This is a genomic window from Nocardiopsis mangrovi, from assembly GCF_042653925.1.
GTDB lineage: Bacteria > Actinomycetota > Actinomycetes > Streptosporangiales > Streptosporangiaceae > Nocardiopsis_B > Nocardiopsis_B mangrovi.
In genome coordinates this window covers 89,109-113,297 of sequence record NZ_JBHSFQ010000022.1, presented here as the reverse complement: position 1 = coordinate 113,297, position 24,189 = coordinate 89,109, and the positions used below count along the sequence as shown (strand labels likewise).

Sequence of the window (24,189 nt, the reverse complement as noted above, 5' to 3'; positions counted from 1 at the left end):
CCTTGTCGCCGAGGGCGCGGATCGCGTCCGGCGGCGGGCCGATCCAGGTGAGCCCGGCGTCGATCACCGCCTGGGCGAAGTCGGCGTTCTCGGCGAGGAACCCGTACCCGGGGTGCACGGCGTCGGCCCCGGCGGCCTCGGCCGCCTTGAGGACCTTCTCCCCGTCCAGGTAGGAGTCGGCCGGTGTCCCGCCCCCCAGCGCGTGCGCCTCGGAGGCCGCGCGCACGTGCGGGGCGTCCCGGTCGGGGTCGGCGTAGACGGCGACGCTGTCGAGCCCGGCGTCCCGGCAGGCCCGGGCGATGCGGACCGCGATCTCTCCGCGGTTGGCGATGAGTACCCTGCGCATGTCGACCTGACACCCTCTCTGGAGTCTCACATGAACGACGCCGGTGGCCGCCCGCGGGAGCGGGCGGGGTCACCGGCGTTCACCGCTGCTCAGGCGGCGGGGAGCCCTTCAAGGACGGGCCAGCCGTTGGCGGCCGCCTCCGTCCGCATCTCTGCGTTGTCGCCCACGACCACCGGGTGCCCGACCAGGGTGAGCAGTTCCAGGTCGGAGGTGTGGTCGCCGTAGGCGTGGCAGTCGGCGGCCGACACCCCCAGCTCGGTGATCAGCTCCCGGGCCGACCGCGCCTTGCCGTCGCCGATCATCGAGCGCAGGACCTCGCCGGTGTAGACGCCGCCCTGCTCCTCCAGCCGGGTGCACAGCACGGCGTCGGCGCCGGCGTGCTCGGCCACCGGGTCCAGGCACGCGGTGAACGAGCCCGACACCAGCACCGTGTTGAGGCCGGCCGAACGGTGCCGCCGCAGTGCCGCCAGGACGTCGCCGTTGAAGAGTCCGCCTTCGGCCAGGCGCTTGTCGAACCACGCCTGCCCGTGCTTGGCGACCTCGGCCGTGCCGTACCCGGCGAACCGCCGGTAGAACAGCCGGTTGCCCTCCTTGCGGGGCATCCCCGGCTTCAGCAGGGAGCGGGCCTGCTCGCGCAGCCGGGCCTGCTCCTCCTCGCTGTGGCCGATGGCCGCGAGGAAGAAGTCGTAGAAGTCGAACATGCTCTTGATGGTGATGAGCGTCTCGTCGACGTCGAAGAACGCGAGGGCGCGCGGAGCCGCGGTCTCGGCCGGCATGGGGGCCTCCTGGGCGAAAAGTGGGCGATCAGGCGTGCGGGGACGGAGCGGGTAGCGGGTAGCGGGGAGGGACGGATCGGGACGGGGAGGAGCGGGGCCCCTCCCTACCCGAGGACGACGGTGATGTCGGCGACGACGTCGTCCTGCTGGACGGCCGTCAGCCGGTAGGCGCCGGCCCCCGGGGCCGGGGCGCCGGACAGCGCCACGGGGGCGTCGAGCTCGGCGAACTTGCGGAACTCCCCGTCGAGCCGGACGACCGGGCGGGGCGCCTCCCCGCCGGTGAGCAGCTGGGCGACCTGGCGGGCGGCTTCGCTGAAGACCATGGCGGGCACATGGTCGTAGGGGTGGTCGTACATGCTGCGGTTGCGGAACGAGCGGGGGCTCAGCAGCGCCTCCACCCCGTCGCCGGTGTGCACGACCCCGTCGAGCACGGAGTTCACCGGGTCGCGGCGGTGCGCCAGCGCCGGTTCCAGCGGCTCGGCCGCCGGGTCGGCGGAGAGCGCGAACGCGTTGGGCACGTCCCCGCCCCGCTGCATGGCGCGCAGCGCGTGGTACTGGTCGGTGGGCGTGCAGCTCACGTCCATCGACAGCCGGCCCAGGGGACGGCCGTCCAGGCGCAGGTCCATCGCGAACACCAGCCGCCGCAGCCGGCCGCCCCGCTTCTGCCGGGTGGTCACCTCGCCGTCCATGTAGAGGCTGCCCGGGCGCATCCCGTGGGCCATGGCGTCCTGGTCGACGATGTCGAGCGACCAGGACGTCACCATGAAGGTGGTGGAGGCCGGCAGGCCGTGGTGGGCGTGGGCGGCGTTGGTGACCGCCTGCCGGCAGCTCTCCAGCACCAGCAGGGGGTCGTGCACCCCCGGCAGGCCGGGGTGGTCGCCGAAGTAGGCGTGGGAGAGCGGGAGCTGCGCGGCGGCGGCGAACCGCGTTTCGTCCACGGGGCGCGAGTCGGTCAGGAAGACCTCGGACAGCGACCAGCGGTGCACCATGGCGCGGGAGACGGTGCGGTCGTAGTCCACGTCGAGCATCGGCGGGGGCTCGGCCGGGGACGCGCCGTCCGCCGGGGGTTGGGTGAGGATCTCCATCGTGTTCTCCAGTGCAGGGCCGGTGGGATGCGGAACGAGGGGCGGCCGGTCAGCCCCGCTGGACGACCAGGCAGCCGACCTGGCCGTCGGGGCCGAGGGCGGTGACCAGGCCGACGCGCTCGTCGGCGGCCCCCGCCTGCCAGCGGGCGAGCAGCCCGGCCAGTTGCAGGGAGGCGGCGGCGCTGTGCGTCTCGCCGACGACCGGCTGGACGCGCAGGCGCTCGGGGCCGGGGCCGTCGAACACGTCGCGCAGCGCGCGCTCCTCGACGGCCGACCAGCCGCGGCGGCCCGCGCCGCCCACGGCCACCGCGCCGACGTCCCCCGCCGCGACGTCGCTCGCCTTCAGCGCGTCGCGGACGGCATCGGACAGCCGGCGGCCGATCCCCGCCGCACCCTGCCCGGGCGCGGCGAACCGCAGCTCGCAGGCGAGCAGTCGCGCCAGCGGACGCTCCGCATCGCGCTCCAGCACGAAGACCGCGCCGCCCTCGCCCACGCCGATGCCGGGGCTGAGCCGGCCGGACCGCTCCCACGCCCAGGCGCTCTGCGCGCTCAGCTCCTCCACGCTTCCGGCCAGCAGCCGGTCGGCGTGGTCGTTGAGCAGCGTGTTGCGGGCGTAGCGCAGGGCGGAGAGCCCGGCGACCGGGCCGCCGGCCAGGGTGGCGTTGACCCCGGTGATCCCGAAGCGGATGGCGGTCTGCCCGGCCGCGGAGTTCATCAGCGTGCCCGGGAAGTGCGACGGATTGACCATGTAGGGCCGGTCCTGCACGAACGTGTCGCGGGTGAACTCGGCCAGGCGGCGGACGCTGCCGGCCCCGGAACCCAGCACGATGCCCGTGCGCGGCCGCTCCTCGTCGGCCAGCGGCCGGTCCAGCTGCTCCAGCGCCTGGCCGCAGGCGGCCATGCCGAGCTGGTCGGTACGGGTCAGCCGGCTCAGGCCCTTGGTGCCCAGCCGCTCGGCCGGGCGGAAGTCGGTGACCGCCCGCGCCCCGGCGCCGGGGAACCCCTCGCCGCCGGGGGCGTCGGGCCCCTCGGGCACGGCCGGCGGCGCGGTCGCGGGGCCCGCCAGCGCGGCGGCCAGCGGCGCGAGCCCGGATCCGGCGGGGCTGAAGACCCCGCACCCGACGATGTCGATCGCGGTGACGCTCATGACACCCTTCCGAAGACCGTGATGGCGTTGTTGCCGCCGAAGGCGAACCCGTGGTTCTGCACCACGCGCGGCGAGGCGTCGCGCCCGGTGCCGGGGACGCAGTCCACGTCGCCGAGCTTCGGGTCGACCGTGCGCACCGTCGCGCTGGGGGGCAGGAAGCCGTCCTGGAGCGCCATGCAGCAGACCAGCGCGCCGAACCCGGCGGCGGCGCCCATGGTGTGGCCCAGCATCGACTTGATGGAGCTGATCGGCGGCAGGGTGTCGCCGAAGACCTCGCGGACCGCCGCGACCTCGGTGCTGTCGTTGGCGGGGGTGCCGGTGCCGTGCGCGCAGATGTAGTCGATGTCGCCCGGCTTGACCTCGGCGTTGGCGTGGGCGCGGCGGATGCACTCGGCGATGGAGGCCGCGTTGGGGTTGGTCATGTGCTTGGCGTCGCAGGTCATCCCGTAGCCGAGCACCTCGGCGTAGACGCGCGCGCCGCGGGCCTCGGCGGACTCCAGCGACTCCAGCAGCAGGGCCACACCGCCCTCGGCGGTGACGATTCCGTCGCGCTCGGCGTCGAACGGGCGCGGGACGTCCTCGGCCAGTGCGCCCAGCCGGTGGAACCCGGCGTGGGTGGCCCGGTTGGAGGCGTCGGCCCCGCCGCACAGCATGACGTCCGCGTCACCGCCGCGGATCTGCTCGAAGCCGTACCCGATGGCGTAGTTGCTGGCGGCGCAGGCGGTGCCGAAGGTCTGCGCCTCGCCGCTGATGTCGAGCTCGGCGTTGACCGCGGCCGCGATCCGCCCGGTGTCGGCCCGGGCGACCAGCGCCGGGTCCAGGCCGGCAAGGCCGTCGCGGACCCACTGCGCGGACAGCCGCTCCATGACCGCCGATTCGCCGTTGGTGGTGCCGAAGCTGCTGCCGGCGCGCGAGCGCGACAGCTCGTCGGGGTCGAGGCCGGAGTCGGTCACGGCCTGCCGCGCCGCCGCGGCGGCGAACCGGCCGCTGTGGCCCCACTGCTCCGGGTCGATGCGCTCGAGGTGCTCCTCGGGCGCGAAGCCGCGGACCTCGCCGGCCAGGGTGTGGGTGAATCCCTCCGCGTCGAACGCCTCGATGGGACCGATGCCGCTGCGGCCCGCGCGGACCGCCGCGGTGAGCGGCCGGGCGCCGATGCCCAGGCTGCTCACCGCGCCGAGACCGGTGACCACTACGCGGCGCGCAGGCCGGTCAGACACCCGAGACCTCCTGCACGGCGTGCTTGGCGACGATGTCGTAGGCCGTGGCCAGGTCGTCCAGATCGGTCAGCTGGTCCTGCGGAACCGTGATACCGAGGTCGCGCTCGAACCGCGAGAAGATCTCGATGCTCATCAACGAATCGGCTTCAAAGTCGTCGGCGAAACTGCTCTGGTCGGTGAGCTGATCCGCATCGACCTCCAGAACGTCGGCGATGATTTCGCGGACCTTGTCCCGCAGTTCCACGGAAATGGTGATCTCGGTCATACTCGTGTCCCATCTCTGCTGATCGCCGGTTCGCAGGGCGGTTGCCGTGCGTCTCCGGGACCGATACAACCGGACCGCCCCGACCCGCACAAGGCATCCAAAGTGACATGCCCGGTGCGCCTGAAGCGGAATTACGATTTGCATCCCGCGCCCTGTGCCCGAATTCGCGCGGCCGATTTCTTCGGACTTTTATCCCCGCTTCATCGCGGCGACTCATGCTCACTTCCGGTCGGCGCGATGCGGACCGGACCGTCCCCGGTGGGGAGGAGGAGGCGCTGTGAGGTTCGAGCAACCGGCGGGAATAGCGTCCGCGGCGGTGTGGCTGCCGCGGAGGCGGTCGACCGCCTCGGATGCGGTCGCGCAGCGTGACATCCGGGAGGGCCAGGCGCGCGAGCTGGCGCACCCGGCCCTGCCCGATGCCATCGGCATCGGCGCGCCCGACATGGCGGTGCGCGCAGCCCACGCCGCGCTGCGCGCCGCCGGCGTGGAGGCCGAGGACGTGGGGTCGGTGTTCCACGCCTGGATGTACTACCAGGGCCACGACCTGTGGTCGCCCGCCCACTACATCGCCGGGCGCCTGGGCGCCTCGCACGCGCTGCCCATCGGGATTCAGCAGGTGTGCAACGGGGGCGCCACGGCGGTGGAGCTGTCGGCGGTCCGGCTGGCCGCCGCCGACGCCAAGGAATACGCCCTGGTCACCACCGCCGACCGGTTCGTGGCGCCCGGATTCAACCGGTGGACCGCCGACTACGGGGTGGCCTACGGCGACGCGGGCACCGCGATGCTGCTGCACGCGTCGCCCGACGCGGCCGACCCGCTGCTGCTGCACGCGGTCAGCACGGTGGCCGTCCCCGAGCTGGAGGAGATGCACCGCGGCGACGACCCGTTCGCCGACGCCGCCCGCACCCACCGCGGCGCCGTCGACATGCGCGCGACCAAGCGCGCCTACCTGCGCCGGCACGGCCGCGAGGGGTTCTCGGCGACCAACGAGCGCTGTGTCCGCGAGGTCGCGACCGAGGCGCTGCGCGAGGCCGGGCTGCGCCCCGGCGACGACCGCATCCGCTGCGCGGTGCTGCCCCGGTTCGGCGCCAAGACGCTCCAGGACTCCTGGATCCCCATCCTGGCCGAGGTCGTCGGCGCCGAGCTGGAGGACTGGGGCCGCGAGACCGGCCACCTGGGCGCCGGCGACGCCGTGGCCGGGGTGGCCGAGCTGTACCGGCGCCGCCACCTGGAGCCCGGCGAGTACGCCCTGGTGTTCAGCGCGGGCGCCGGGTTCACCTGGTCCTGCCTGGTGGTCCAGGCACCGAATCAGCAGTAGCACACGATGAGGAGAAGCACATGTCCCGTTCCGTGTTCGTGACCGGAGGCAACCGCGGGATCGGCCTGGCGGTCGCCGAGGCGCTGGCCGGAGACGGCGACCGCGTCGCCGTGGGCTACCGCTCGGGCGAGCCGCCCAAGGGGTTCCTGGGCGTGCAGTGCGAGGTGACCGACCCGAATTCGGTGAGCGCCGCCTTCGAGCTGGTCGCCAAGGAGCAGGGCCCGGTGGAGGTGCTGGTCGCCAACGCCGGCATCACCCGGGACACGCTGATGCTGCGGATGGACGACGCCACCTTCGACGAGGTGGTCGAGACCAACCTCAAGGGCGTCTTCCGGACGGTGCGCACCGCCGCGGGCGGCATGCTCGCGGCCCGCCGCGGGCGCATCGTGCTGCTGTCGTCGGCCCTCGGCTTCCTCGGCTCGCCGGGCCAGACGAACTACGCGGCGACCAAGACGGCGCTGCTGGGCCTGGCGCGGTCGCTGGCGTGGGAGCTGGGACCTCGGGGGGTCACGGTCAACCTGGTGGCACCGGGCATCATCGACACCGACATGACCAAGCAGCTCACCGAGCGGCGCATGGACGGGGTCATGAAGATGACCCCCCTGGGACGCCCGGGGACGCCCCAGGAGGTGGCCGCGGCGGTGCGCTTCCTGGCCAGTGAAGAGGCGAGCTACATCACGGGCGCGGTGCTGCCGGTGGGTGGGGGTATCGGGATGGGAATCTGACCGGAGAGCCGGTCGGGCGCAGGGAACGGCAGGGAACGGCGGGGTCCGGATGGGATCCGGACCCGCCGTCGGCCGGCCGACGGGGCCGGGTCTAGGTCGTGTACATCGGGTGGCGGGCCGGGGGGACGGCCACGGGTGAGGCGATGATTCCGGCCGCGATCGCGATGTTGGCGGCCTCGACGCGCGACTGGGCGGCGAGCTTGTCGAAGATGTTGCGCATGTGGCGCTTGACCGTCCCCTCGGTGATGCCGAGTCTGCGGGCGATCTGGTGGTTGCTGCGGCCGCGCGCCGCCAGTTCGAGGACCTCCATCTCGCGCGGCGACAGGGGGCTCTTCTCCTCGGGTTCGGTGAGGATGTCGGAGGACATCGACAGGGTGACCCGCCCGTTGGGCACCGCCGCCTCCCGCACCGCCGAGGTCAGTACTTGGCCGGTGACGGTCTTGTGTAAATAGCCCCGGATCCCCAGTGGCAGCAGGTCGCGGGCCAGCCGGGCGTCGTCGTACATGGTCAGGATCAGCACCTGGGTGCCCGGCGAGATCTGGCGGACCCGGCGCACCGTGGTGCGGGGCTGTTCGTTGCCGGGCATGTGGATGTCGAGCAGCGCCACATCCGGCCTGTGCTCCTCCACCCCCTTCAGGGCCTCATTGACATCGCTCGCAACACCGACGACGCGGAGATCGTCCTCCATGTGCAGAAGTTCGGTGAGAGCATTCCGAAAAAGGGTGTGGTCGTCGGCTAGCAGCATTCTGATGGTCTGCATGGTCTCCTACCGCTCCTAGGCCGCAAGGCTGTCCCTGCGGCGGGTCAATCGGCGAGTGTGGGGACTGGGGAGCCGTCCGGTTCGTCCGCGGCCGGGGCCGCGGTAAGCGGCGCCCACAGCCACATCCGGGTGCCGTCGCCGGGCGAGCTCTTGAGCCGGCAGCCGCCGCCGATCCGCTCGGCGCGTTCGCGCATGGCCCGGAGGCCGCCGGTCGCCGTCGCGGGCGAGCGCCCGTGCGCCGAGGTGTCGAACCCGTTGCCGTTGTCGGACAGCCGGGCGCTGACGCGCTTGTCGGTGATCTTGATTCGGATGGAGATGAGCGTGGGGGAGCCGTGTGCGAAAGAATTCCGCAGGAATTCGCGGATGATCAGGAATAGCTCGTCGCGGTGGCGGTCGGGGAGTCCTTCCTCCTCTCCGGAGAATTCGATCACCACGGGGATGCGGTGCGGGTTGAGGGCGTGTGCGCATTTCTGGATGGAGGCGTGCAGGCCATCGGGCATGGGGAAGGTGGAGCTGAGCCCGGAGACGAGGTGCCGGGTGAACGCGGCGGCCTCTTCGAGCGATTCCTCGATCGCCGTGACCCGGCCGCCGTCGCCGGGTGCGCTGGGGCTCTCCAGCCGGTGCATCTCCAGATGCCGGAAGGCCAGTGCGAGGCTGCCGCCGATGCGGTCGTGGATCTCCACGGCGAGCTTGCCGTACTGCTCGGCGGTGGCCTGCTCGACACGGCGCACGATGTGGATGTCGTAGGTTTCGGCGGCGGCCTGGGTGCGCCGCGCCGCGCACCGGTGGACCAGCAGTGCCGCCCGGACGAACAGCCGGTGGGCGTCGGGGGGCGGGAGATCGCCGGTGATGCGGCCCAGCGTCTCCAGGGTGATGTCCACCAGCTGCTCGGCGGCGTGCAGGGAGTCGCGCAGGCGCATCCCCGAGCGGGCGCGGCGCTCGCCGAGGTCGGCCGAGCAGGACAGGGTGGCGACGGTGTCGGCGCCGTACAGCGCCCGGCAGCAGTCCCGGAGGATGAGGTGCGCGTGGTCGCGGGTATCGGTCCACTGGGCGGGGTCGGTGCCGAGGGGGTTTCCGCTCTCGCGCAGCCGGGCCCGGTAGCGCGCCATCACATCGGGGACGGCCGCCTCCAGGCGGCGGCCGATCAGCCGCTCCAGCTCATCGAATTCCCCCATGTAGGACCTCCAATGTGTAGGACGGTGACGACCTTCAGGGAGCGGCACGCCGTTTAACGCTCTCGATATTCGTATGGTGAGACGTTCCTCCACCACGGTTGGTCGTGGTGGTTGAAGTTTTGATTAGCGCCCCGGTCGTACCCGGAGTCATAATACGCTCCGGCTGAGACACGCAGCGGGTATCCGGCGGCCGTTTCCGGTCGTGTGTCGTATGTCGCCGACCTGCCCTTCGCTCCCATTGGCTTCTGGATTGTAAAAGCCCTGGAGTTCGAAACTCCAGGGCTTTATGAGTGATTGCCGGACTACGTTTAGTAGCGGCTTCCGGCGGGTGGTGGCGCTTCGTTCAATTGAGCCAGATCGGCGTCGGTCAGGTTAATTTCCGACGCATTCACGTTCTCCTTGAGAAAACGAATACGCTTCGTGCCCGGAATCGGCAGGATATGGTCACCCTGGGCGAGCGCCCAGGCGAGTGCGATCTGCGCCACAGTGGCGCCGTGCCGTTCGGCGACGTCCTCCAGCACCGCCACGATCCGCAGATTCGCGGCGCGGTGGGCGCCCTGGAAGCGCGGGCTGACCGTTCGCATGTCGCCGGCCTCGAACGTGGTGCCGGCGGTGACCGCCCCGGTGAGGAAGCCGCGCCCCAGCGGGGCGAAGGGCACGAACGCCGCGCCGTTGCGCGCGCACCAGCCCACCACGTCGCCGGTGTCCTCGGCCCCGCCCCCGGCGAACGCGCCCGGTCCGGTGGTGCCGCCGCTCGCCGCCCCCATGGCGGTGCGGGTCCACAGCGACAGCTCCGACTGCACCGCCGCCACCGGATGCAGCGCGTGGGCGCGCTCCGCCTCGCCGACCGAGACCTCCGAGAGCCCGATGTGCCGGGCCTTGCCCTCGGCGACCAGCTCCGCCATGGCCGACCAGCTCTCCTCCAGCGGGACCGAGGGGTCCACGCGGTGCAGGTAGTACAGGTCGACGCGGTCGGTGCCGAGCCGGCGCAGGCTCGCCTCCAGCGCGCGGCGCAGGTGCGCCGGCGAACCGTCGCGGTGCATCGCCTTGGTCGCGAGGTCGTCGACGACCAGGCCGCCCTTTGTCGCGAGGAACGCCTCGTCGCGCTGCCCGGCCAGCGCCCGGCCGACCAGCTCCTCGTTGTGCCCGTCGCCGTAGACGTCGGCGGTGTCGACCAGGTTCGCGCCCAGGTCCAGCGCGACCCCGATGAGCTGCGCCGATGCCGTGTCGTCGCGTTCGGATTCGGCATAGGCCCAGCTCATGCCCATGCAACCGAGGCCGATCGCGCCGACGTCGCGCTGGGCTGCGGTGAAGGTCCGGGTGGTCATCGTCCTCCTCGTCTCGTGGGTGGCTAGTGTGCGGGCGCGGCGGTCGCGGCCGCCGCCGCGGCGACCGGGTCGGTCAGCGGGTCGGGGCGCTCGGCCAGCAGGCCGAGCACCTTGGGCAGCTCCGCCGCCTGCTCCGGAGTGAGCGTGGCCAGCAGGTGGCCGTCGGGGCGCGCCACCGCGATCGCCGGGCGCGCTCCCAAGGCCGCGGCGAGCGGGCCGCGCACACCGGCCGACACCACGGCGGCGCGTCCGCGCGCCGCCTCGGCGACGCGCCGGGTGAGCGCGGCCCACCCCGGCCGCACGGACGCGGCGGTGCCCGGGTGCAGCAGGACGGTCAGGCCCTCGGGTGCGACCCGGACCCATCCGCCTTGGGGGAGCTCGCTCGGCTCGTCGCCGGGGCCCGACAGCAGCACCGGCAGCCGCTCCCCGGGGGCGACCCCGCCCCCGCGCCGCTTGGCGCCCCCGGCCGGGGCGTCGGTCGCCGGGTAGTGCACGGTGGTCTGCGCGACGATCGGCGAGACCGCCCGCTGCACCAGGCCGGCGGCGTGGGCGCCGCGGAAGACGACGTCGCGCACCGCGATCTGCGCGGGCTTGGTGTAGAAGCCCCAGCGGCTCTGGCGGGCGGTGGACCACGCCGCCTGGCGCGCGCCCTCGCGCCGGTCGCGGTCGTAGCCGGCCACCGCGTCCTCGCTGAGGCGGCCGGTCAGGTGCCCGCCGAGCCGCCAGCCGAGGTTCCCGACGTCCTGCAGGCCGGTGTTGAGCCCCTGCGCGCCGGCCGGGCTCAGGGTGTGGGCGGCGTCGCCGATGAGCAGGCAGTGCCCGTGCTTGTAGCTGTCGGCGACGCGCGCGTGCACCTGGAAGGTGGTGCTGAAGCGCATCTCGCCGATGGTGTTGCGGCCGGGGGCGCGGGAGTCGAGCAGCCCCTGGAAGAACTCGCGGGTGGGCGGGGCGGGCGGGTCGTCGCCCTCGGGGTGGGGAACGCTGACCGCGACCCGGGAGACGTCGGGTCCCAGCGGGCCCAGCGCCAGGCTGCCCTGCGGGGTGTAGCAGTAGCTCACGACGTTCATGGGGGCGTCGCCGGCGAGCTGGGCGTCGGTGATGGAGAAGCTGACGTGGAACTGCTCGCCCTCGAAGGTGATGCCGAGCAGTTTGCGCAGGGTGCTGTGGGCGCCGTCGGCGCCGATGAGCCAGGGGGTCTCGACCTCCTGCACGCCGCCGTCGGTGCCCTCCAGCACGGCGACGGGGCGCGGCCCGGCGGACTCGCGGACCGCGGTCAGCCGGGCGCCGCGCTCGATCTTGCCGCCCAGTTCGGTCAGGCGGTCCTCGATGATGCGCTCGGTGTGGCTCTGGGCGATGCCGACGGCGAAGGGGTAGGGGGTGTCGGTCAGCCGGGTCATCCACGCGGTGCCCAGCTCGCGCCCGCTGGAGAAATAGGTGACGCCCTCGATGCGGTGGCCCTCGGTGACCATCCGCTCGGCCACGCCGGTGCGGCGCAGCACCTCCAGCACGCGCGGCCAGATCACGGCGGCGCGCGAGTGGGCGGAGTGCTCCCGGGCGGCGTCGATCACCCGCACGGGCACGCCCTGCTGGAGGAGGTCGCAGGCCAGCAGCATGCCCACGGGGCCTGCGCCGACGATGACTACCGGGTCGTCCATGACACGCACCTCTCGTCGCCCGCTCTGTGCGGCGGGCCCGAATAACCGGATGTGGACCAGATGGCGCCGTCTCTCGTTCCGGCGGCGCCGTCCAGGAAGCTAACCCGCGAGGGGTGTCCCGAGGGGGGCCGCTCCGCCGGAAGTGGGGGGCGCATACCACCAAAGCGATAGCCGCGGCGGGGACGCCGTTCGCCGGCGCCGCGGTGCGCGGGGGGCGTCACGGCTCCTCCGCGAGGGCCGCGGTGCCGCGTTGCAGGAGGTCGCGCATGAGGCGCTCCTCTTCGGCCGAGTAGGCGCCGGACAGGCGGCCCTCCACCGCCAGCGCGGCGGCGTCGGCCCGTTCCAGCAGCGTGCGGCCACCGCGGGTGAGCCGGGTGACGAGGATCTGGGCGTGCGCCGCGGAGGGCCGGCGTTCGACCAGGCCCTTGGACTCCAGGGTGGCCAGGAGCGACGCCATGCTCTGCGGGGTCACCCAGCACACGCGTGCGAGCTGCGCCCCGGAGAGCCCCGGCACCACGGAAAGGGCGTACATCGCCGCGTATTGGGGAACGGACAGGCCGAACGGACGCAGCACCCGGGCCTTCTCGGCCAGGAGCGCCTGCTCGGCGCGCTTGACGAAGGTCCCGAGGCGTTGCTCGACGGCTTCGACGATCCGTTCCTCCGCGTCCATGCCCCTCCCGTCGCCGCCCGCCCCCGACCGGTGGGTCCACGGTATCAGGGTTCGATGTGAGATCAGCTGCTGCGGGTTGACGCTGAGATCTTATACTGCTTGCATATCTCCTGGGTATCAGAGTCCTTATATTCAGAAGATGCTTGTCACTGCGAGGAGCTCGCAAATGAACGCCAACGCCACGGCGCCGCCCGAGCGCCGCACCAGGCCGGCCCTGACACTGATCGTCGTGTGCGCCGCGATCGTGCTCGTGCCGGTGACCGCGACCGGTGCCTCCGTAGCACTGCCCGACATCGGCCGCGAACTCCAGACCGGCCTGGCCGCCGCCCAGTGGGTGGTCAACGCCTTCTTCCTGACCTTCGGCTCCTTCATGGCGATCACCGGATCGCTCGCCGACCTCACCGGCCGGCGGCGCATGTTCATGATCGGCGTCGCGCTCTTCACCGCCGCCATGCTCGTGGCGTCCTTCGCCCCCAACATCGCCGTGCTCATCGGCGCCCGCGTCCTGGCCGGAATCGGCGCCGCCGCGGCGACCACGGGCGGCAGCGCCGTCCTCGCCCAGACCTTCGAGGGCCCCGCGCGCCTGCGGGCGTTCGCGTTCTTCGGCACCGCCATCGGCATGGGACTGGCCTTCGGGCCGCTCGTGGCCGGCGTGCTCGTCACCTCCCTCGGCGGCTGGCGCGGGTTCTTCCTCTTCGCCGCGGTCGTCGTGCTGCCCGCCCTGCTCGCCGCGCCGCTGCTCGCCGAGTCGCGCGACCCCAACCCCGCCGGCATCGACTGGGCCGGCGCGGTCACCTTCACCGCGGGCCTGTCGCTCTTCGTCTTCGGCCTCGTCCAGGGACCGGAACTGGGCTGGACGAGCCCGGTGGTCATCGGGTCGCTGGTCGCCTTCGCCGTGCTGATGACCCTCTTCACCGTCGTCGAGCGCCGCAAGAGCCACCCGATGTTCGACGTCTCCCTGTTCACCCAGCCGCGGTTCGTCGCCATCTGCGCGATGCCGGTGCTGCTCGCCTTCGGCTTCGTCGCGCTGCTCATCGTCCTGCCGCCCTACTTCATGGCGGTCGACGGCGTCACCGCCCAGTACGCCGGGCTGCTGCTCGTGCTGCTGACCGGCCCCACGCTGGTCGTCCCCACGCTCATCGGCGCCATCGCCGCCCGCGTCGGCCAGCGCGTCCTGCTCGTGGCGACCATGCTCCTGGTCGCCGCCGGCACCGCCTGGCTGACCGTCATCGAGCCCGGTGTGGGTATCGCCACGCTGGCCGGCCCGCTGCTGACCATCGGCATCGGCTTCGGCATCTCGCTCGCCATCCTCGACGGCGCCGCCGTGTCCTCGGTCGCGCCCTCCCGCGCCGGGATGGCGGCCGGCATCTTCAACACCATGCGCCTGGCCGGCGAGGCCATCGCCGTGGCCCTGCTCGGCTCCCTGCTCGCCGCGGTGACCCAGGCGCGGCTGGCGGAGACCGCCGGCGACGCAGCGCAGGGAGCCACCGCCCGCCTGCTCCAAGGCGACATGGACGGCGCCGTGGCCGCCGTCCCCGCCGCCCTGCGCGACGGCTTCGGCACCGTCGCCGGAGCCGCCTACACCGACGCGCTGCACGTGGGCCTGTGGGCGCTGGCCGCGCTCTCCCTCGTGGGCGCCGTCGCGGTCGGCGTGCTCATGGGCGGCGCCCCGCCCGCCGACGCCGAGGAGGCACCGGAGGAGGGCGCCGCCCCCGGCGAGCGCCCGGGCGCGCTCGTGGAGGGCTGACCCGCCCCCGACCGCACCGTCCGACACCGCCGCTCTGCCTCTTGGAGGCAGGGCGGCGCGTGTTCCTGTTCGCGGGGCGGCGGTGTCGCCGGCGGAGGCGCTGCCTCTTTGGAGGCGGAACAGCGCGTGTTCCCGTCTCCGCGGGGGCGGGGCCACCGGCGGAGGTTCTGCCTCTTTCGAGGCAGCACAGCACGTCTTTGGGAGTCTGGCGCACGCGCGGGCCGCCGGGGTGAGATGGGTACACGCGCCGGACCGCCCCGGCGGAACGGCTCAACCAGGGGAGACGCAACGATGTCGCAGACCGTCCGGTTCTCGCTGCTCGGCCCGGTGCAGGTCACCACCGCCGACGGCGCCAGCCGCCCGCTCAAGGGCCCCAAGGTCAACGCGCTGCTGTCACTGCTGCTGCTCAACCGCGGCCACGTGGTCGACGTCGAGACGCTGATCGACGAGCTGTGGGAGCGCGAACCCCCGCGCCACGCCGTCAGCACCGTGCGGACCCACGTCTACCACCTGCGCCGCTTCCTGGCCGGCCACGCGGGCGCCGGCGCCGACGAGGTACTGGCCACCCGCCCGCCCGGCTACACCGCCGCCCTCGACCCCGACCGCGTCGACACCGAGGTCTTCACCCGGCTGGTCGACAGCGGCCGGCGCCTCCTGGCCGACGGCCGCAACCGCGAGGCCGCCGACGCCGGCCTCGCCGCCCTGCGCACCTGGCAGGGCCGCCCGCTGGAGAACGTCGCGACCGGCCGGCTGCTCCGGGGCCACGTCCGGCGGCTGGAGGAGCTGCGCATCCAGGCCGTCGAGCAGCGCGTCGAAGCGCGCATGCGCCTGGGCGAGCACCGCTCCCTCGTTCCCGAGCTGCGCGACCTCGTCGCCGCCCACCCGCTCAACGAGTGGTTCCACGCGCGCCTGATCGAGGCGCTGCACCTGTCGGGGCGGCGCGCCGACGCGCTGGTGGCCTTCCTGGAGGTGCGCGCGGTCCTCGACGAGGAGCTGGGCGTCGCTCCCTCGGCGGAACTCCGCGCGCTCCAGCACCGCGTCCTCGCCGAGGACGAGCCCCGCGCGGCCGAACGGGGCGCCCGGCGCGGGGTCCTGACCGCCGCGCCCTGACGCCCCGTTCGGCCGCGCCGCGGGTCAGCCCGCCCGCGAGGAGCCGGGCACGCGCCAGGATCCCGGGGGGCGGTAGGTCGCGGACCGGGTCCACGGCGCCCGCGGCGCAGAGGGGGCGGCACCGGCGTCCGCCCCCTCGCGGGTGCGCAGCACCGACGCCAGCACCACCACGGCCGCGGCGAGCTCGGCCGCGGCGGGCGTACCGCGCCGCACCTCGAACAGGGACAGGGTCTCGGGCCCGGTGGCGGGGGCCGCGTGCGTCTGCTGGGACATGTCGATCGCGGTCCCCGCCCGCCGTACGCGGGAGGGGACCGCACCTCCTCACCTCGGTGTCACATGGGCGGGTTGCCGTGCTTGCGGTAGGGGGCCGCGGACTCCTTGCGGCGCAGCGCCGCCAGCGAACGCGCGAGCACCGACCGCGTCTCCGCGGGGTCGATGACGTCGTCCACCAGGCCGCGCTCGGCGGCGTAGAACGGGTGCATCAGCTCGTCGCGGTAGGCGTCCACCAGCTCCGCGCGGCGCGCCTCGGGGTCCTCGGCGGCGGCGATCTCCCGGCGGAACACCACGTTGGCCGCCCCTTCGGCGCCCATCACCGCGATCTCGTTGCCCGGCCAGGCCAGCGACAGGTCGGCTCCGATGGACCGGGAGTCCATCACGATGTAGGCCCCGCCGTAGGCCTTGCGCAGGATCACCTGGATGCGCGGCACCGTCGCCTGGCAGTAGGCGTAGAGCAGCTTGGCGCCGTGCCGGATGATGCCGTTGTGCTCCTGGTCGGCGCCGGGCAGGAAGCCCGGCACGTCCACCAGGGTGACCAGCGGGATGTTGAACGCGTCGCACGTGTTGACGAACCGGGCCCCCTTGTCGGAGGCGTCGATGTCGAGCACGCCGGCCAGCGACATCGGCTGGTTGGCGACGATGCCGACCACGGCGCCGTCGATCCGGGCCAGCGCGCAGATGAGGTTGGCCGCCCACGACGCCTGCACCTCCAGGAACTCGCCGTCGTCGACGATCTCCTCGATGACCGCGCGCATGTCGTAGGGGCGCCCGGGCTCGCTGGGGACCAGGTCCACCAGCCGTTCGGAGCGCCGGTCGGCCGGGTCGGCCGTGGGCACCGGAGGGGGCAGCTCCTGGTTGTTGGCGGGCAGGTAGGACAGCAGGTAGCGGACCTCGGCGAGGCAGTCCTCCTCGTTGTCGAAGTCGAACGCCGCGACGCCGCTCACGCCGGCGTGCACCCGCGCGCCGCCCAGGTCGTCGTGGGTGATCTTCTCGCCGGTGACCGCCTCGACCACATCGGGGCCGGTGATGAACATCTGCGAGGTCTTGTGCACCATGAAGACGAAGTCGGTCAGCGCGGGGGAGTAGGCGGCGCCGCCGGCGCACGGGCCCAGCATCACGCTGATCTGCGGGATCACCCCTGAGGTGCGGACATTGCGGGTGAAGATCCCGCCGTACCCCGCGAGCGCCGTGACGCCCTCCTGGATCCGCGCGCCCGCCCCGTCGTTCAGGCTGACCAGCGGCGCGCCCGCGGCGGCGGCGAGGTCCATGATCTTGTGGATCTTGGCGGCGTGCGCCTCGCCGAGGGCGCCGCCGAAGATCCGGAAGTCGTGCGCGTAGACGAAGACCGTCCGCCCGTCGACCGTGCCCCAGCCGGTCACGACGCCGTCGGTGTGGGGCCGCTTGGCCTCCAGGCCGAACCCGGTCGCGCGGTGCCGGCGCAGGCCCTCGATCTCGGTGAAGGAGCCCTTGTCCAGCAGCAGCCCGATACGCTCGTAGGCGGTCAGCTTGCCCCGCGCGTGCTGCTGCTCGGTCGCGCGCTCGCTCGGGCCGGCGGCCACCGCCGCCTTCAGGTCCCGCAGCGCCTGGGTCCGCTCCGCGAGCGTGGGAACGCGCGCGGGCGCCGTCCCCGGAGCGGACCCGGGTGCTCGTGTCTCGTCCGTCGCCGTCATGGGCCGGGCTCCTCTTCGACGTCGTTTCCCCCTGCGGGACCTGCCTCCGCCACCATGGTCGGGCCGCCCCGTGAAACGGACATCAAAGCCACCGAAAAGCTCTGACGGCCTCCGGCCGTCAGAGCACGGGGCCGGCGCCCAGGACCGGAAGGGTGACGGCCGTCAGGGTCCGCCGCGATCTCTCTCGGCGTGTTCGCTCGCGCCTCCCATGCACGCGATCCGGCACCCGGACGCCGCGGCCGTGCCTGAGTACCCGCCCCCATCCCCGGGGGCGCCGTACTCAGCTCTCGCGCAGGGCCTGGACCAGGCGGGTGCGGCGGGTGATCGCGGGGGTGTCGCGGACGGCCTGTGCCAGGGCCAGTCCCGCGGCGTGCACGATCGAGAGGTGCCGCAGCGCGGTGCCGACGGCGGTGTAGACCTGGGGCCGCGACCCGCGCGTCTCGGGCGGGAACACCGCCACCACCGCGGGCCAGCGCCCGCCGTGGGCGGCGGCGACCGTGATCGCCCACCCCGGGCGCAGCACCGCCGGGTCGGCGACGGTGGCGACGGAACCATCGGCCAGCTCCACCCGGGCGCCGTCGGCGCCCACGGCGGTCAGCCGCCCGGTGTCGCCCGCGCAGTGGCCCGGGCCGTCGGCGGCGATGAGCACCCGGTCGCCGGGGTCCAGCCCGGCCACGGCCCCCGGCCCCGGGTTGAACCGCTGCTTGCAGGCGGCGTTGAGGGCGTCGGTCCCGGCCTCGCCCCCGCGCGTCGCGGAGATGATCTGCACCTGGTCGGCGGGGATCCCGACGGCGCGCGGGATGGAATCGGTGACGAGCTGGACGGTCCGGTGCGCGGCCTCGGCCGCGGATCCCGCGGGGACCGTCACGACCTCCCTGCCGGGCGCCTCGACCGCGCCCAGCTCGCCGTCGGCGACCATGGCGGTCAGCCGCGCCAGCGGGCTGGGTCCGGGGTCGTCGGGCAGCGCGGCGACGGTGACCGTCCGCGAGGCCACGAGGTCGGCCACCACCTGTCCGGGGGCGGCAGAAGGGGCCTGCGCCGGGTCGGCCAGCAGCACCAGGTGGGTGCCGTTGGCGCAGGCGCCGGCCAGCGCCGCCGCGTGTTCGGCGTCCAGGGCCATCGCGCCGGCCACCACCACCAGCCCCGCCTCGATCGGGTTCTCGGCGGTGCGGGCGAAGTCCCCGGGCGCGCGGCACTCCAGCAGCCGGGCCAGCGGCACCGCGCGGACCCGGCCGTCCGCGCCGGTCTCATCGTCCCCGCTGCGCTCGCCGTCCCCGCCCAGCGCCGCGATCGCCTCGTTGAGAGCGGCGGCCGCCTGCGCGGTGGGCGCGGCGACGGCGATGCCGACCTCGCTGTCGGTGGCGATCGCCTCGGCGCACGCCACCACATGGGCGACGGCGGTCCGCGCGCCGCCGCCGTGCGTCAGTACGCACACCCCGCGCAGGGAGACGGCCACCAGCGCCGCCGCGGTCTCGGGCGCGACCTCGGCGCCGAGGCGCCGGGCGGCGGCCTCGACGGTCTCGGCGGCGGTGTAGGCGTCCATGATCGGCTCGCTGGCGGCGGTGAGGCGGCTGATGCCGGCGCCGAGAGCCTGCTCGGCGCGGCCCATGCGGGCCAGCGCGTAGTAGCGGTCGGGGTCGGGCATCTCCGGGGCCTCGCCGTCGTCGAACCCGAAGTCGTCGTCGGGTTCCTCGACCGCCTCGTACACCACGACGCCGCCGTCCTCCAGGGCCGCCTCCAGAGCCGGGGCGGGGGCGGACACCCGCGCGGAGCGCAGGGCCGCTGTGAGCCGGCGCTCCTCGATCGCGGTGTGGCCGTCGCGGGCCGCACGGCGCAGCAGGTGCGCCACGAGCGCCCGCCCGCGGCGCGGATCGTCGATGGAGGCGGCCTGGCCCAGCGCCGTGCGGGCGCAGTAGTCGGCCTGCTCCGGGGTGATCTGCGGCAGGGCCAGCAGGCGCCAGGGGTCGTCCGACAGCACGGTGTCCGCAGCGGGGCCGAGCGCCGCGACCAGGGGCCCGGCGAGTGCTTCGGGGGCGCCCATGGCGGCGAGGACGGCCCGCGTGCGCCCGACGGCCCCGCCGCCGGGCGCAGAGGGCGCGCCTCCGTCGGTCGCGGCCTGCGGGATCGGCGCGTCGGCCATGGCGGCTGCCCCTCCTGTGACGGTGGTCGTCGCTGCGGTCGTCGGTGACCGCCCAAGGGAGCTTAGCGACACACGCGCGGGGAAATGCGGGGGCGGCTCGAACGGGCGGGGGGAACCCGGGGGCGTGTGCCCGTCAGCGGGTGGGCGGGGTGGAGGCGTCGTTGAGCGCGTCGCGGATTTCGCGGGGGAGTTCGATCCCCTCCGTCGCGAGGACCTCCTCCAGCTGGGCGGCGGTTCGCGGACCGACGGCCGCCGCGGCGACGCCCTGGCGGTCGCGGGCCCAGCTCAGCGCGACGGCCAGCGGGGACACTCCGAGCCCTTCGGCGGCGGTGCACACCGACTCCACGATCCGCCGGCTGCGGTCGCGCAGGTAGGGCTCGACGTAGGACGCCATGTGCGGCAGCGCCGCGCGGGAATCCCCCGGGACACCGGTGCGGTACTTTGCGCTGAGTACGCCCCGGCCCAGCGGCGACCATGCGATCACGGAGGCGCCGAGGTCGGCGGCGGCGGGCAGCAGGTCGCGTTCTGCCGCGCGGTTGAGCAGCGAGTACTCCGTCCCGGCCGAGACCACCGGGGAGCGTCCCGTTGCGGCGCGCTGCCAGGTGGCGTATTTGGCGAGGTGCCAGGCCGCGACGTCGCCGACCCCCACGTAGCGCACGCGGCCCGACGCGATCGCGGTGTCGACGGCGGCGAGGGTCTCCTCGACGGGCGTGCGGGGGTCGTAGAGGTGTAACTGCCACAGGTCGACGTGGTCGCACCGCAGCCGGCGCAGGGAGGCGTCCAGCGCGCCGAGCAGGTGGCGCCGCGACAGGTCGCCGGGGCGGTAGCCCTCGGGGGTGTGCCCGGCCTTGGTGGCGATGATCACATCGTCGCGGCGGATCACCCCGTTCACCAGGCGTCCGACGATGCGCTCGCTCTGCCCGTTGCCGTAGATATCGGCCGTGTCGACGAGCGTTCCACCGGCGTCCACAAAGGCGGTGAGCTGATCGCCGGCCTCCTCTTCCGAGGTGTCCTTGCCCCAGGTCATGGTGCCCAGCGCAGTGCGCCCCACCCAGAGCCCCGACCCGCCGACCTGTCGCTGTTCCATGGCGCGGAGAGTACCGCGTAACAGTGTCGGAGTCGGTGGCACGCACCGTGGAAACCGATGAGGGAAAAAAGTCGTGAATGCCCGGGTCAGGGATGTTTCGATCTTGAATGCCCTACGGATTACGGCTTTTCGGCCACAACCCCCCGGCTACTGCGACTGCCCGGTTCACAGTAAGCTGCCGGAGTCCGCCCCCTGCACGTCGACCGGTACGCGTTCGCGTGGACCACCCGGTCCGCCGTTCGTCCGCCGGGGCCGCAGCGGCCGCCCCACTGCCGGGGCCGTGCGCCTTCCGCGCCGGGTGCGGGCGAAACGTCCCCCCAGCCGTGCCCGTCGCATCCTCGCCGCCGGACCGCGAACCCGGGCGTCGGCGCCCCGCGACAGAACCCGACCAGCCAGGAGCAACGCCCGCCGTGTCCATCCTTGAGGCCATCATCCTTGGACTGATCCAGGGGTTGACGGAATTTCTGCCGATCTCGTCCAGCGGCCACCTGCGGGTGCTCTCAGCCTTCTTCGGCTGGCCCGATCCGGGCGCGGCGTTCACCGCGGTCAGCCAGCTCGGCACCGAGCTCGCGGTGCTGATCTACTTCCGGGAGAAGGTCTGGCGGATCATCACGACCTGGTGCCGCGGCTTCGTCGACAAGGAAGCGCGCCGCAGCATCGACTCCCGCATGGGCTGGTACCTCATCATCGGCACCATCCCCATCGGCGTGATCGGGCTGCTGCTGGAGGAGCAGATCGGCTCGGTCTTCCGCGACCTCCGGCTCATCGCGCTGACCCTGATCGTCTTCGGCGTCATCCTCGGCCTGGTCGACCGCTACACGCGCAAGCACCGCGAGATCGACGACCTCACCGCCCAGCGCGGCATCATCTTCGGCTTCTTCCAGGCGCTGGCGCTGATCCCGGGCGTGTCGCGCTCCGGCGCCACCGTCACCGGCGGGATGCTCCTGGGCTTCAAGCGCAAGGACGCCGCCGAGTACGCCTTCCTGCTGGCCATGCCGGCGGTGTTCGCCTCCGGCGCCTACCAGCTCACCGACATCGGCGGCGAGGAATACGCCGGCTGGACCGCCACCATCGTCGGCACCGTCGTGGCCTTCGTGGTCGGCTACGCCGTCATCGCCTGGTTCATGCGCTTCATCCAGACCAACAGCTTCATGCCGTTCGTCTACTACCGGATCGCGCTGGGCATCCTGATCCTCACCCTGGTCAGCTTCGGCGTGCTGGACCCGCGGGGCGGCTCCGAGTCCACGACCACCGCCGACGACCCGGTCGTCACCGAGGAGGAGACCGAGCCCTCGCCGGAGCCCTCCGCCGAGCCCAGCCCGTCACCCGACCCCTCGCCGGAGCCGAGCATCGACCCCGCCACGGGGTGGCCCGTCAACCCCGACAACGGATTGCCGCGCAACCCCGACACCGGCATCCACCGCGACCCGCGGACCGGCATGGACGTCGACATCGACCCCCAGTCCGGCCTGCCGATCGACCCCCTCACCGGGCAGACCTACGACCCCCGGGACCGGGCGCAGGAGGAGCAGCCGGCGGCCGGGAACGGTTAGGGTGCCCACCATGGGCACCCCAGCGCATCAGCCGCCTCCCGAACCGGTCGCCACGCTCCTGCTCATCCGCCACGGGCTCACCGAGCTGACCGGGAGCACCCTGGCCGGCCGCCGCCCCGGTCTGCACCTCGACGACCGCGGGCGCGGCCAGGCCGATGCGCTCGCCCGGCGGCTGGCCGCCGTCCCCCTCACCGCCCTGGTCGCCAGCCCGCTGGAGCGCTGCCAGGAGACCGCGCAGGCCCTGGCCGGCGCGGCAGAGGGGCGCGAGATCACCACCGACCACCGCTTCAGCGAGTGCGACTACGGCGACTGGACCGGCCGCACCCTGGCCGACCTCGCCGCCGAACCCCTGTGGCGCGTCGTCCAGACCCACCCCAGCGCCGCCGTCTTCCCCGGCGGGGAGGGCCTCGCCGCCATGGCGCAGCGCGCCGTGGCCGCCGTCCGCGACTGGAACGACCGGCTCACCGGAGCGCACCCGGCACCCGTCTACGCCGTCGTCAGCCACGGCGATGTCATCAAGGCCGTCGTCGCCGACGCCCTCGGCCTCCACCTCGACCAGTTCCAGCGGATCCAGGCCGACCCCTGCTCGCTCACCGCCATCCGCTACACCCGCACCCGGCCCTTCGTCGTGCGCCTCAACGACACCGGGGGCGCGGTGGCCGACCTCGTGCCGTCACCCGCCGACGCGTCCGGCGACGCCGCCGTGGGCGGCGGCGCGGGCGGTGCGGCGGCGCGCCCCTGACCGGCGAATCGCGAGGGTGAGCGCGATCCTCTAGGGTTCTTCCCATGCCCGTCTTCCAATACGACCCTCCCGAGCGCTTCGTGGCCGGCACCGTCGGCCAGCCCGGCGACCGCACGTTCTTCCTCCAGGCCAGCGGCGAGGGCCGCATCACCAGCGTGGTGCTGGAGAAGGCCCAGGTGTCGGCGCTCGCCGAACGCATCGAGGAGCTGCTGGAGGAGGTGCGGCGCCGCTTCGGCGACCAGCCCGGCGACACCGCCCCGGGGTCCGAGGAGATCGACGACGGCCCGCTGCTCCAGCCCATCGAGGAGGACTTCCGCGTCGGCACCCTCGCACTGGCCTGGGACGCCGACTCCGCGCGCGTCATCATCGAGGCCCAGCAGGTCGAGGAGGCCGACGACGGCACCGCACCGGACGAGCAGGTCGAGGTCTTCGCCGAGGACGCCCCCGAGACCCGCGACGTCCTGCGCGTGCACCTCACCCCCGCCGCCGCGCGCGCCTTCGCCGGCCGCGCGATGAAGGTCGTCGCCGCCGGGCGCCCCAACTGCCCGCTGTGCGGGCAGCCGCTCGACCCGGCCGGGCACATCTGTCCCCGGCAGAACGGGTACAAGCCGGGCGGGATCTGAACCACACGGAAGGGGACCGGGACGGCATGACCGCGTCGTTCGAACGGCTGTCCTCGACGGACGCCATGGAGCTGCTGCGGACCGGCGCACTCGCGGTCGCCGGGCGGCTCGCCGACGCCTCGAACGCGACCCTGTACTGCACCGTGAGCTCCGGGGGCACCGAAGCGGCCTGCGTGTACAAGCCCGTCGCGGGGGAGCGCCCGCTATGGGACTTCCCCGACGGCACGCTCGCCGGGCGCGAGGTCGCCGCCTTCGCGGTGTCCGAGGCGCTCGGCTGGGGCGTGGTCCCGCCCACCGTCCACCGCGACGGCCCCTTCGGCGAGGGCATGGTCCAGCTGTGGATCGACGGCGACGACCGGGTGGACCTGATCGGCCTGTCCCGGGACCGCGGCCACGAGGGGCTGCGCCGCATGGCGGTGTTCGACGCCGTCATCAACAACTCCGACCGCAAGATCGGCCACCTGCTGCCCACCCCCGACGGCCACCTCTACGGGTGCGACCACGGGGTGGCCTTCGCCGAGGACTACAAGCTGCGCACCGTCCTGTGGCAGTGGCAGGGCGAGCCCCTCCAGCCCGGCGCGCTGGCCGCCCTGGACACCGTGCACGAGCGGCTCGAACGGGCCGACTCCCCGCTGTCGGCCGAGCTGCGCCGCCACCTCACCGAGCCCGAGGTCTACGCCGTGCGCCGCCGGGTGGACCTGCTGCGCGAGCACCGGGTCCACCCCTACCCCTCGCCCGACTGGCCCGCCATCCCCTGGCCGCCCGTCTGACCTC

General features: G+C 73.7%; 23 protein-coding genes. 8 read left to right on the top strand and 15 right to left on the bottom strand.

The genetic code is table 11. The features are described 5' to 3' along the window. The 6 genes from ACFO4E_RS20725 to ACFO4E_RS20700 form a co-directional block, all read right to left on the bottom strand. A partial coding sequence (locus ACFO4E_RS20725; RefSeq protein WP_378577256.1) for a biotin carboxylase N-terminal domain-containing protein occupies positions 1 to 346 on the bottom strand: 346 nt, incomplete at its 3' end. An 89-nt stretch (positions 347 to 435) separates the two neighbouring features. Then, the gene (locus tag ACFO4E_RS20720; RefSeq protein ID WP_378577254.1) at positions 436 to 1,122 is read right to left on the bottom strand and encodes an HAD family hydrolase; all 687 of its coding nucleotides are present in this window, start codon (positions 1,120 to 1,122) and stop codon (positions 436 to 438) included. Positions 1,123 to 1,226: 104 nt separating this feature from the next. Next, positions 1,227 to 2,207 (bottom strand): AfsA-related hotdog domain-containing protein, encoded by a 981-nt coding sequence (locus tag ACFO4E_RS20715; RefSeq protein WP_378577252.1) that lies wholly within the window; start codon positions 2,205 to 2,207, stop codon positions 1,227 to 1,229. A gap of 49 nt (positions 2,208 to 2,256) precedes the next feature. After that, complete coding sequence (locus ACFO4E_RS20710) at positions 2,257 to 3,354, bottom strand: beta-ketoacyl synthase N-terminal-like domain-containing protein (RefSeq protein WP_378577250.1); 1,098 nt, start codon at positions 3,352 to 3,354, stop codon at positions 2,257 to 2,259. Continuing rightward, positions 3,351 to 4,571 carry a beta-ketoacyl-[acyl-carrier-protein] synthase family protein gene (locus ACFO4E_RS20705; protein ID WP_378577248.1) on the bottom strand — a complete coding sequence of 407 codons (1,221 nt, stop codon included), beginning with the start codon at positions 4,569 to 4,571 and terminating at the stop codon, positions 3,351 to 3,353. Before ACFO4E_RS20705 ends, ACFO4E_RS20710 begins: the two co-directional genes overlap by 4 nt. Beyond that, positions 4,564 to 4,836: an acyl carrier protein gene (locus ACFO4E_RS20700; protein ID WP_378577246.1), complete on the bottom strand. Its 273-nt coding sequence runs from the start codon at positions 4,834 to 4,836 to the stop codon at positions 4,564 to 4,566. The genes ACFO4E_RS20705 and ACFO4E_RS20700 overlap by 8 nt, the downstream gene beginning before the upstream one ends. A 277-nt stretch (positions 4,837 to 5,113) precedes the next feature. On the opposite strand from ACFO4E_RS20700, the gene ACFO4E_RS20695 reads away from it, so the two are divergent. Further along, positions 5,114 to 6,154 (top strand): ketoacyl-ACP synthase III family protein, encoded by a 1,041-nt coding sequence (locus tag ACFO4E_RS20695; RefSeq protein WP_378577244.1) that lies wholly within the window; start codon positions 5,114 to 5,116, stop codon positions 6,152 to 6,154. 20 nt (positions 6,155 to 6,174) lie between these two features. Further along, on the top strand, positions 6,175 to 6,879 hold the full coding sequence (fabG, locus tag ACFO4E_RS20690) for a 3-oxoacyl-ACP reductase FabG (RefSeq protein WP_378577242.1): 705 nt from the start codon (positions 6,175 to 6,177) through the stop codon (positions 6,877 to 6,879). A 91-nt stretch (positions 6,880 to 6,970) separates the two neighbouring features. Here fabG and ACFO4E_RS20685 read toward each other — a convergent pair whose 3' ends face one another. From ACFO4E_RS20685 to ACFO4E_RS20665, 5 genes are all read right to left on the bottom strand, one after another. Continuing rightward, positions 6,971 to 7,624 carry a response regulator gene (locus ACFO4E_RS20685; RefSeq protein WP_378577275.1) on the bottom strand — a complete coding sequence of 218 codons (654 nt, stop codon included), beginning with the start codon at positions 7,622 to 7,624 and terminating at the stop codon, positions 6,971 to 6,973. Positions 7,625 to 7,683: 59 nt separating this feature from the next. Beyond that, positions 7,684 to 8,814, bottom strand: a complete 1,131-nt coding sequence (locus tag ACFO4E_RS20680) for a sensor histidine kinase (protein WP_378577240.1) — start codon at positions 8,812 to 8,814, stop codon at positions 7,684 to 7,686. Positions 8,815 to 9,122: 308 nt separating this feature from the next. Further along, entirely contained in the window at positions 9,123 to 10,142 is a 1,020-nt protein-coding gene (locus ACFO4E_RS20675; protein ID WP_378577238.1) for an aldo/keto reductase, read from the bottom strand. Positions 10,143 to 10,165: 23 nt separating this feature from the next. Further along, positions 10,166 to 11,797, bottom strand: a complete 1,632-nt coding sequence (locus ACFO4E_RS20670) for an FAD-dependent oxidoreductase (protein ID WP_378577236.1) — start codon at positions 11,795 to 11,797, stop codon at positions 10,166 to 10,168. A 217-nt stretch (positions 11,798 to 12,014) separates the two neighbouring features. Then, positions 12,015 to 12,467 (bottom strand): MarR family winged helix-turn-helix transcriptional regulator, encoded by a 453-nt coding sequence (locus ACFO4E_RS20665; RefSeq protein ID WP_378577234.1) that lies wholly within the window; start codon positions 12,465 to 12,467, stop codon positions 12,015 to 12,017. Positions 12,468 to 12,633: 166 nt separating this feature from the next. Here ACFO4E_RS20665 and ACFO4E_RS20660 point away from each other — a divergent pair, with 166 nt between their 5' ends. Next, positions 12,634 to 14,214 (top strand): MFS transporter, encoded by a 1,581-nt coding sequence (locus ACFO4E_RS20660; RefSeq protein ID WP_378577232.1) that lies wholly within the window; start codon positions 12,634 to 12,636, stop codon positions 14,212 to 14,214. Positions 14,215 to 14,505: 291 nt separating this feature from the next. Then, positions 14,506 to 15,324 carry an AfsR/SARP family transcriptional regulator gene (locus ACFO4E_RS20655; RefSeq protein WP_378577231.1) on the top strand — a complete coding sequence of 273 codons (819 nt, stop codon included), beginning with the start codon at positions 14,506 to 14,508 and terminating at the stop codon, positions 15,322 to 15,324. A 24-nt stretch (positions 15,325 to 15,348) separates the two neighbouring features. Here the strand turns inward: ACFO4E_RS20655 and ACFO4E_RS20650 are convergent, their stop codons facing one another. The 4 genes from ACFO4E_RS20650 to ACFO4E_RS20635 all read right to left on the bottom strand — a co-directional run bounded on the left by ACFO4E_RS20650 (position 15,349) and on the right by ACFO4E_RS20635 (position 20,497). Next, a complete protein-coding gene (locus ACFO4E_RS20650) occupies positions 15,349 to 15,597 on the bottom strand; it encodes an acyl-CoA carboxylase epsilon subunit (protein WP_378577229.1) in 249 nt (82 codons plus the stop codon). A 59-nt stretch (positions 15,598 to 15,656) separates the two neighbouring features. After that, entirely contained in the window at positions 15,657 to 17,270 is a 1,614-nt protein-coding gene (locus ACFO4E_RS20645; RefSeq protein ID WP_378577227.1) for an acyl-CoA carboxylase subunit beta, read from the bottom strand. Positions 17,271 to 17,550: 280 nt separating this feature from the next. Beyond that, positions 17,551 to 19,410 (bottom strand): helix-hairpin-helix domain-containing protein, encoded by a 1,860-nt coding sequence (locus ACFO4E_RS20640; protein ID WP_378577225.1) that lies wholly within the window; start codon positions 19,408 to 19,410, stop codon positions 17,551 to 17,553. A 133-nt stretch (positions 19,411 to 19,543) separates the two neighbouring features. Next, positions 19,544 to 20,497, bottom strand: coding sequence for an aldo/keto reductase (locus tag ACFO4E_RS20635; RefSeq protein ID WP_378577223.1), 954 nt, complete (start codon positions 20,495 to 20,497; stop codon positions 19,544 to 19,546). 410 nt (positions 20,498 to 20,907) lie between these two features. On the opposite strand from ACFO4E_RS20635, the gene ACFO4E_RS20630 reads away from it, so the two are divergent. Genes ACFO4E_RS20630 through ACFO4E_RS20615 form a run of 4 tightly spaced genes read left to right on the top strand, consistent with a single transcriptional unit; the run spans position 20,908 to position 24,185 of the window. Beyond that, positions 20,908 to 22,050: an undecaprenyl-diphosphate phosphatase gene (locus ACFO4E_RS20630; RefSeq protein WP_378577221.1), complete on the top strand. Its 1,143-nt coding sequence runs from the start codon at positions 20,908 to 20,910 to the stop codon at positions 22,048 to 22,050. A 10-nt stretch (positions 22,051 to 22,060) separates the two neighbouring features. Further along, on the top strand, positions 22,061 to 22,792 hold the full coding sequence (locus ACFO4E_RS20625; RefSeq protein ID WP_378577219.1) for an MSMEG_4193 family putative phosphomutase: 732 nt from the start codon (positions 22,061 to 22,063) through the stop codon (positions 22,790 to 22,792). 44 nt (positions 22,793 to 22,836) lie between these two features. Continuing rightward, complete coding sequence (locus ACFO4E_RS20620; protein ID WP_378577217.1) at positions 22,837 to 23,415, top strand: DUF3090 family protein; 579 nt, start codon at positions 22,837 to 22,839, stop codon at positions 23,413 to 23,415. 26 nt (positions 23,416 to 23,441) lie between these two features. Then, positions 23,442 to 24,185, top strand: a complete 744-nt coding sequence (locus tag ACFO4E_RS20615; RefSeq protein ID WP_378577216.1) for an SCO1664 family protein — start codon at positions 23,442 to 23,444, stop codon at positions 24,183 to 24,185. Positions 24,186 to 24,189: the final 4 nt, after the last annotated feature.

Excerpts from the sequence above, each read along its gene's own strand:
- ACFO4E_RS20720 (WP_378577254.1), bottom strand. The coding sequence starts at position 1,122 with ATGCCGGCCGAGACCGCGGCTCCGCGCGCCCTCGCGTTCTTCGACGTC.
- ACFO4E_RS20715 (WP_378577252.1), bottom strand. The coding sequence starts at position 2,207 with ATGGAGATCCTCACCCAACCCCCGGCGGACGGCGCGTCCCCGGCCGAG.
- ACFO4E_RS20710 (WP_378577250.1), bottom strand. The coding sequence starts at position 3,354 with ATGAGCGTCACCGCGATCGACATCGTCGGGTGCGGGGTCTTCAGCCCC.
- ACFO4E_RS20700 (WP_378577246.1), bottom strand. The coding sequence starts at position 4,836 with ATGACCGAGATCACCATTTCCGTGGAACTGCGGGACAAGGTCCGCGAA.
- fabG (WP_378577242.1), top strand. The coding sequence starts at position 6,175 with ATGTCCCGTTCCGTGTTCGTGACCGGAGGCAACCGCGGGATCGGCCTG.
- ACFO4E_RS20685 (WP_378577275.1), bottom strand. The coding sequence starts at position 7,624 with ATGCTGCTAGCCGACGACCACACCCTTTTTCGGAATGCTCTCACCGAA.
- ACFO4E_RS20680 (WP_378577240.1), bottom strand. The coding sequence starts at position 8,814 with ATGGGGGAATTCGATGAGCTGGAGCGGCTGATCGGCCGCCGCCTGGAG.
- ACFO4E_RS20675 (WP_378577238.1), bottom strand. The coding sequence starts at position 10,142 with ATGACCACCCGGACCTTCACCGCAGCCCAGCGCGACGTCGGCGCGATC.
- ACFO4E_RS20670 (WP_378577236.1), bottom strand. The coding sequence starts at position 11,797 with ATGGACGACCCGGTAGTCATCGTCGGCGCAGGCCCCGTGGGCATGCTG.
- ACFO4E_RS20665 (WP_378577234.1), bottom strand. The coding sequence starts at position 12,467 with ATGGACGCGGAGGAACGGATCGTCGAAGCCGTCGAGCAACGCCTCGGG.
- ACFO4E_RS20660 (WP_378577232.1), top strand. The coding sequence starts at position 12,634 with ATGAACGCCAACGCCACGGCGCCGCCCGAGCGCCGCACCAGGCCGGCC.
- ACFO4E_RS20655 (WP_378577231.1), top strand. The coding sequence starts at position 14,506 with ATGTCGCAGACCGTCCGGTTCTCGCTGCTCGGCCCGGTGCAGGTCACC.
- ACFO4E_RS20650 (WP_378577229.1), bottom strand. The coding sequence starts at position 15,597 with ATGTCCCAGCAGACGCACGCGGCCCCCGCCACCGGGCCCGAGACCCTG.
- ACFO4E_RS20645 (WP_378577227.1), bottom strand. The coding sequence starts at position 17,270 with ATGACGGCGACGGACGAGACACGAGCACCCGGGTCCGCTCCGGGGACG.
- ACFO4E_RS20640 (WP_378577225.1), bottom strand. The coding sequence starts at position 19,410 with ATGGCCGACGCGCCGATCCCGCAGGCCGCGACCGACGGAGGCGCGCCC.
- ACFO4E_RS20635 (WP_378577223.1), bottom strand. The coding sequence starts at position 20,497 with ATGGAACAGCGACAGGTCGGCGGGTCGGGGCTCTGGGTGGGGCGCACT.
- ACFO4E_RS20625 (WP_378577219.1), top strand. The coding sequence starts at position 22,061 with ATGGGCACCCCAGCGCATCAGCCGCCTCCCGAACCGGTCGCCACGCTC.
- ACFO4E_RS20620 (WP_378577217.1), top strand. The coding sequence starts at position 22,837 with ATGCCCGTCTTCCAATACGACCCTCCCGAGCGCTTCGTGGCCGGCACC.
- ACFO4E_RS20615 (WP_378577216.1), top strand. The coding sequence starts at position 23,442 with ATGACCGCGTCGTTCGAACGGCTGTCCTCGACGGACGCCATGGAGCTG.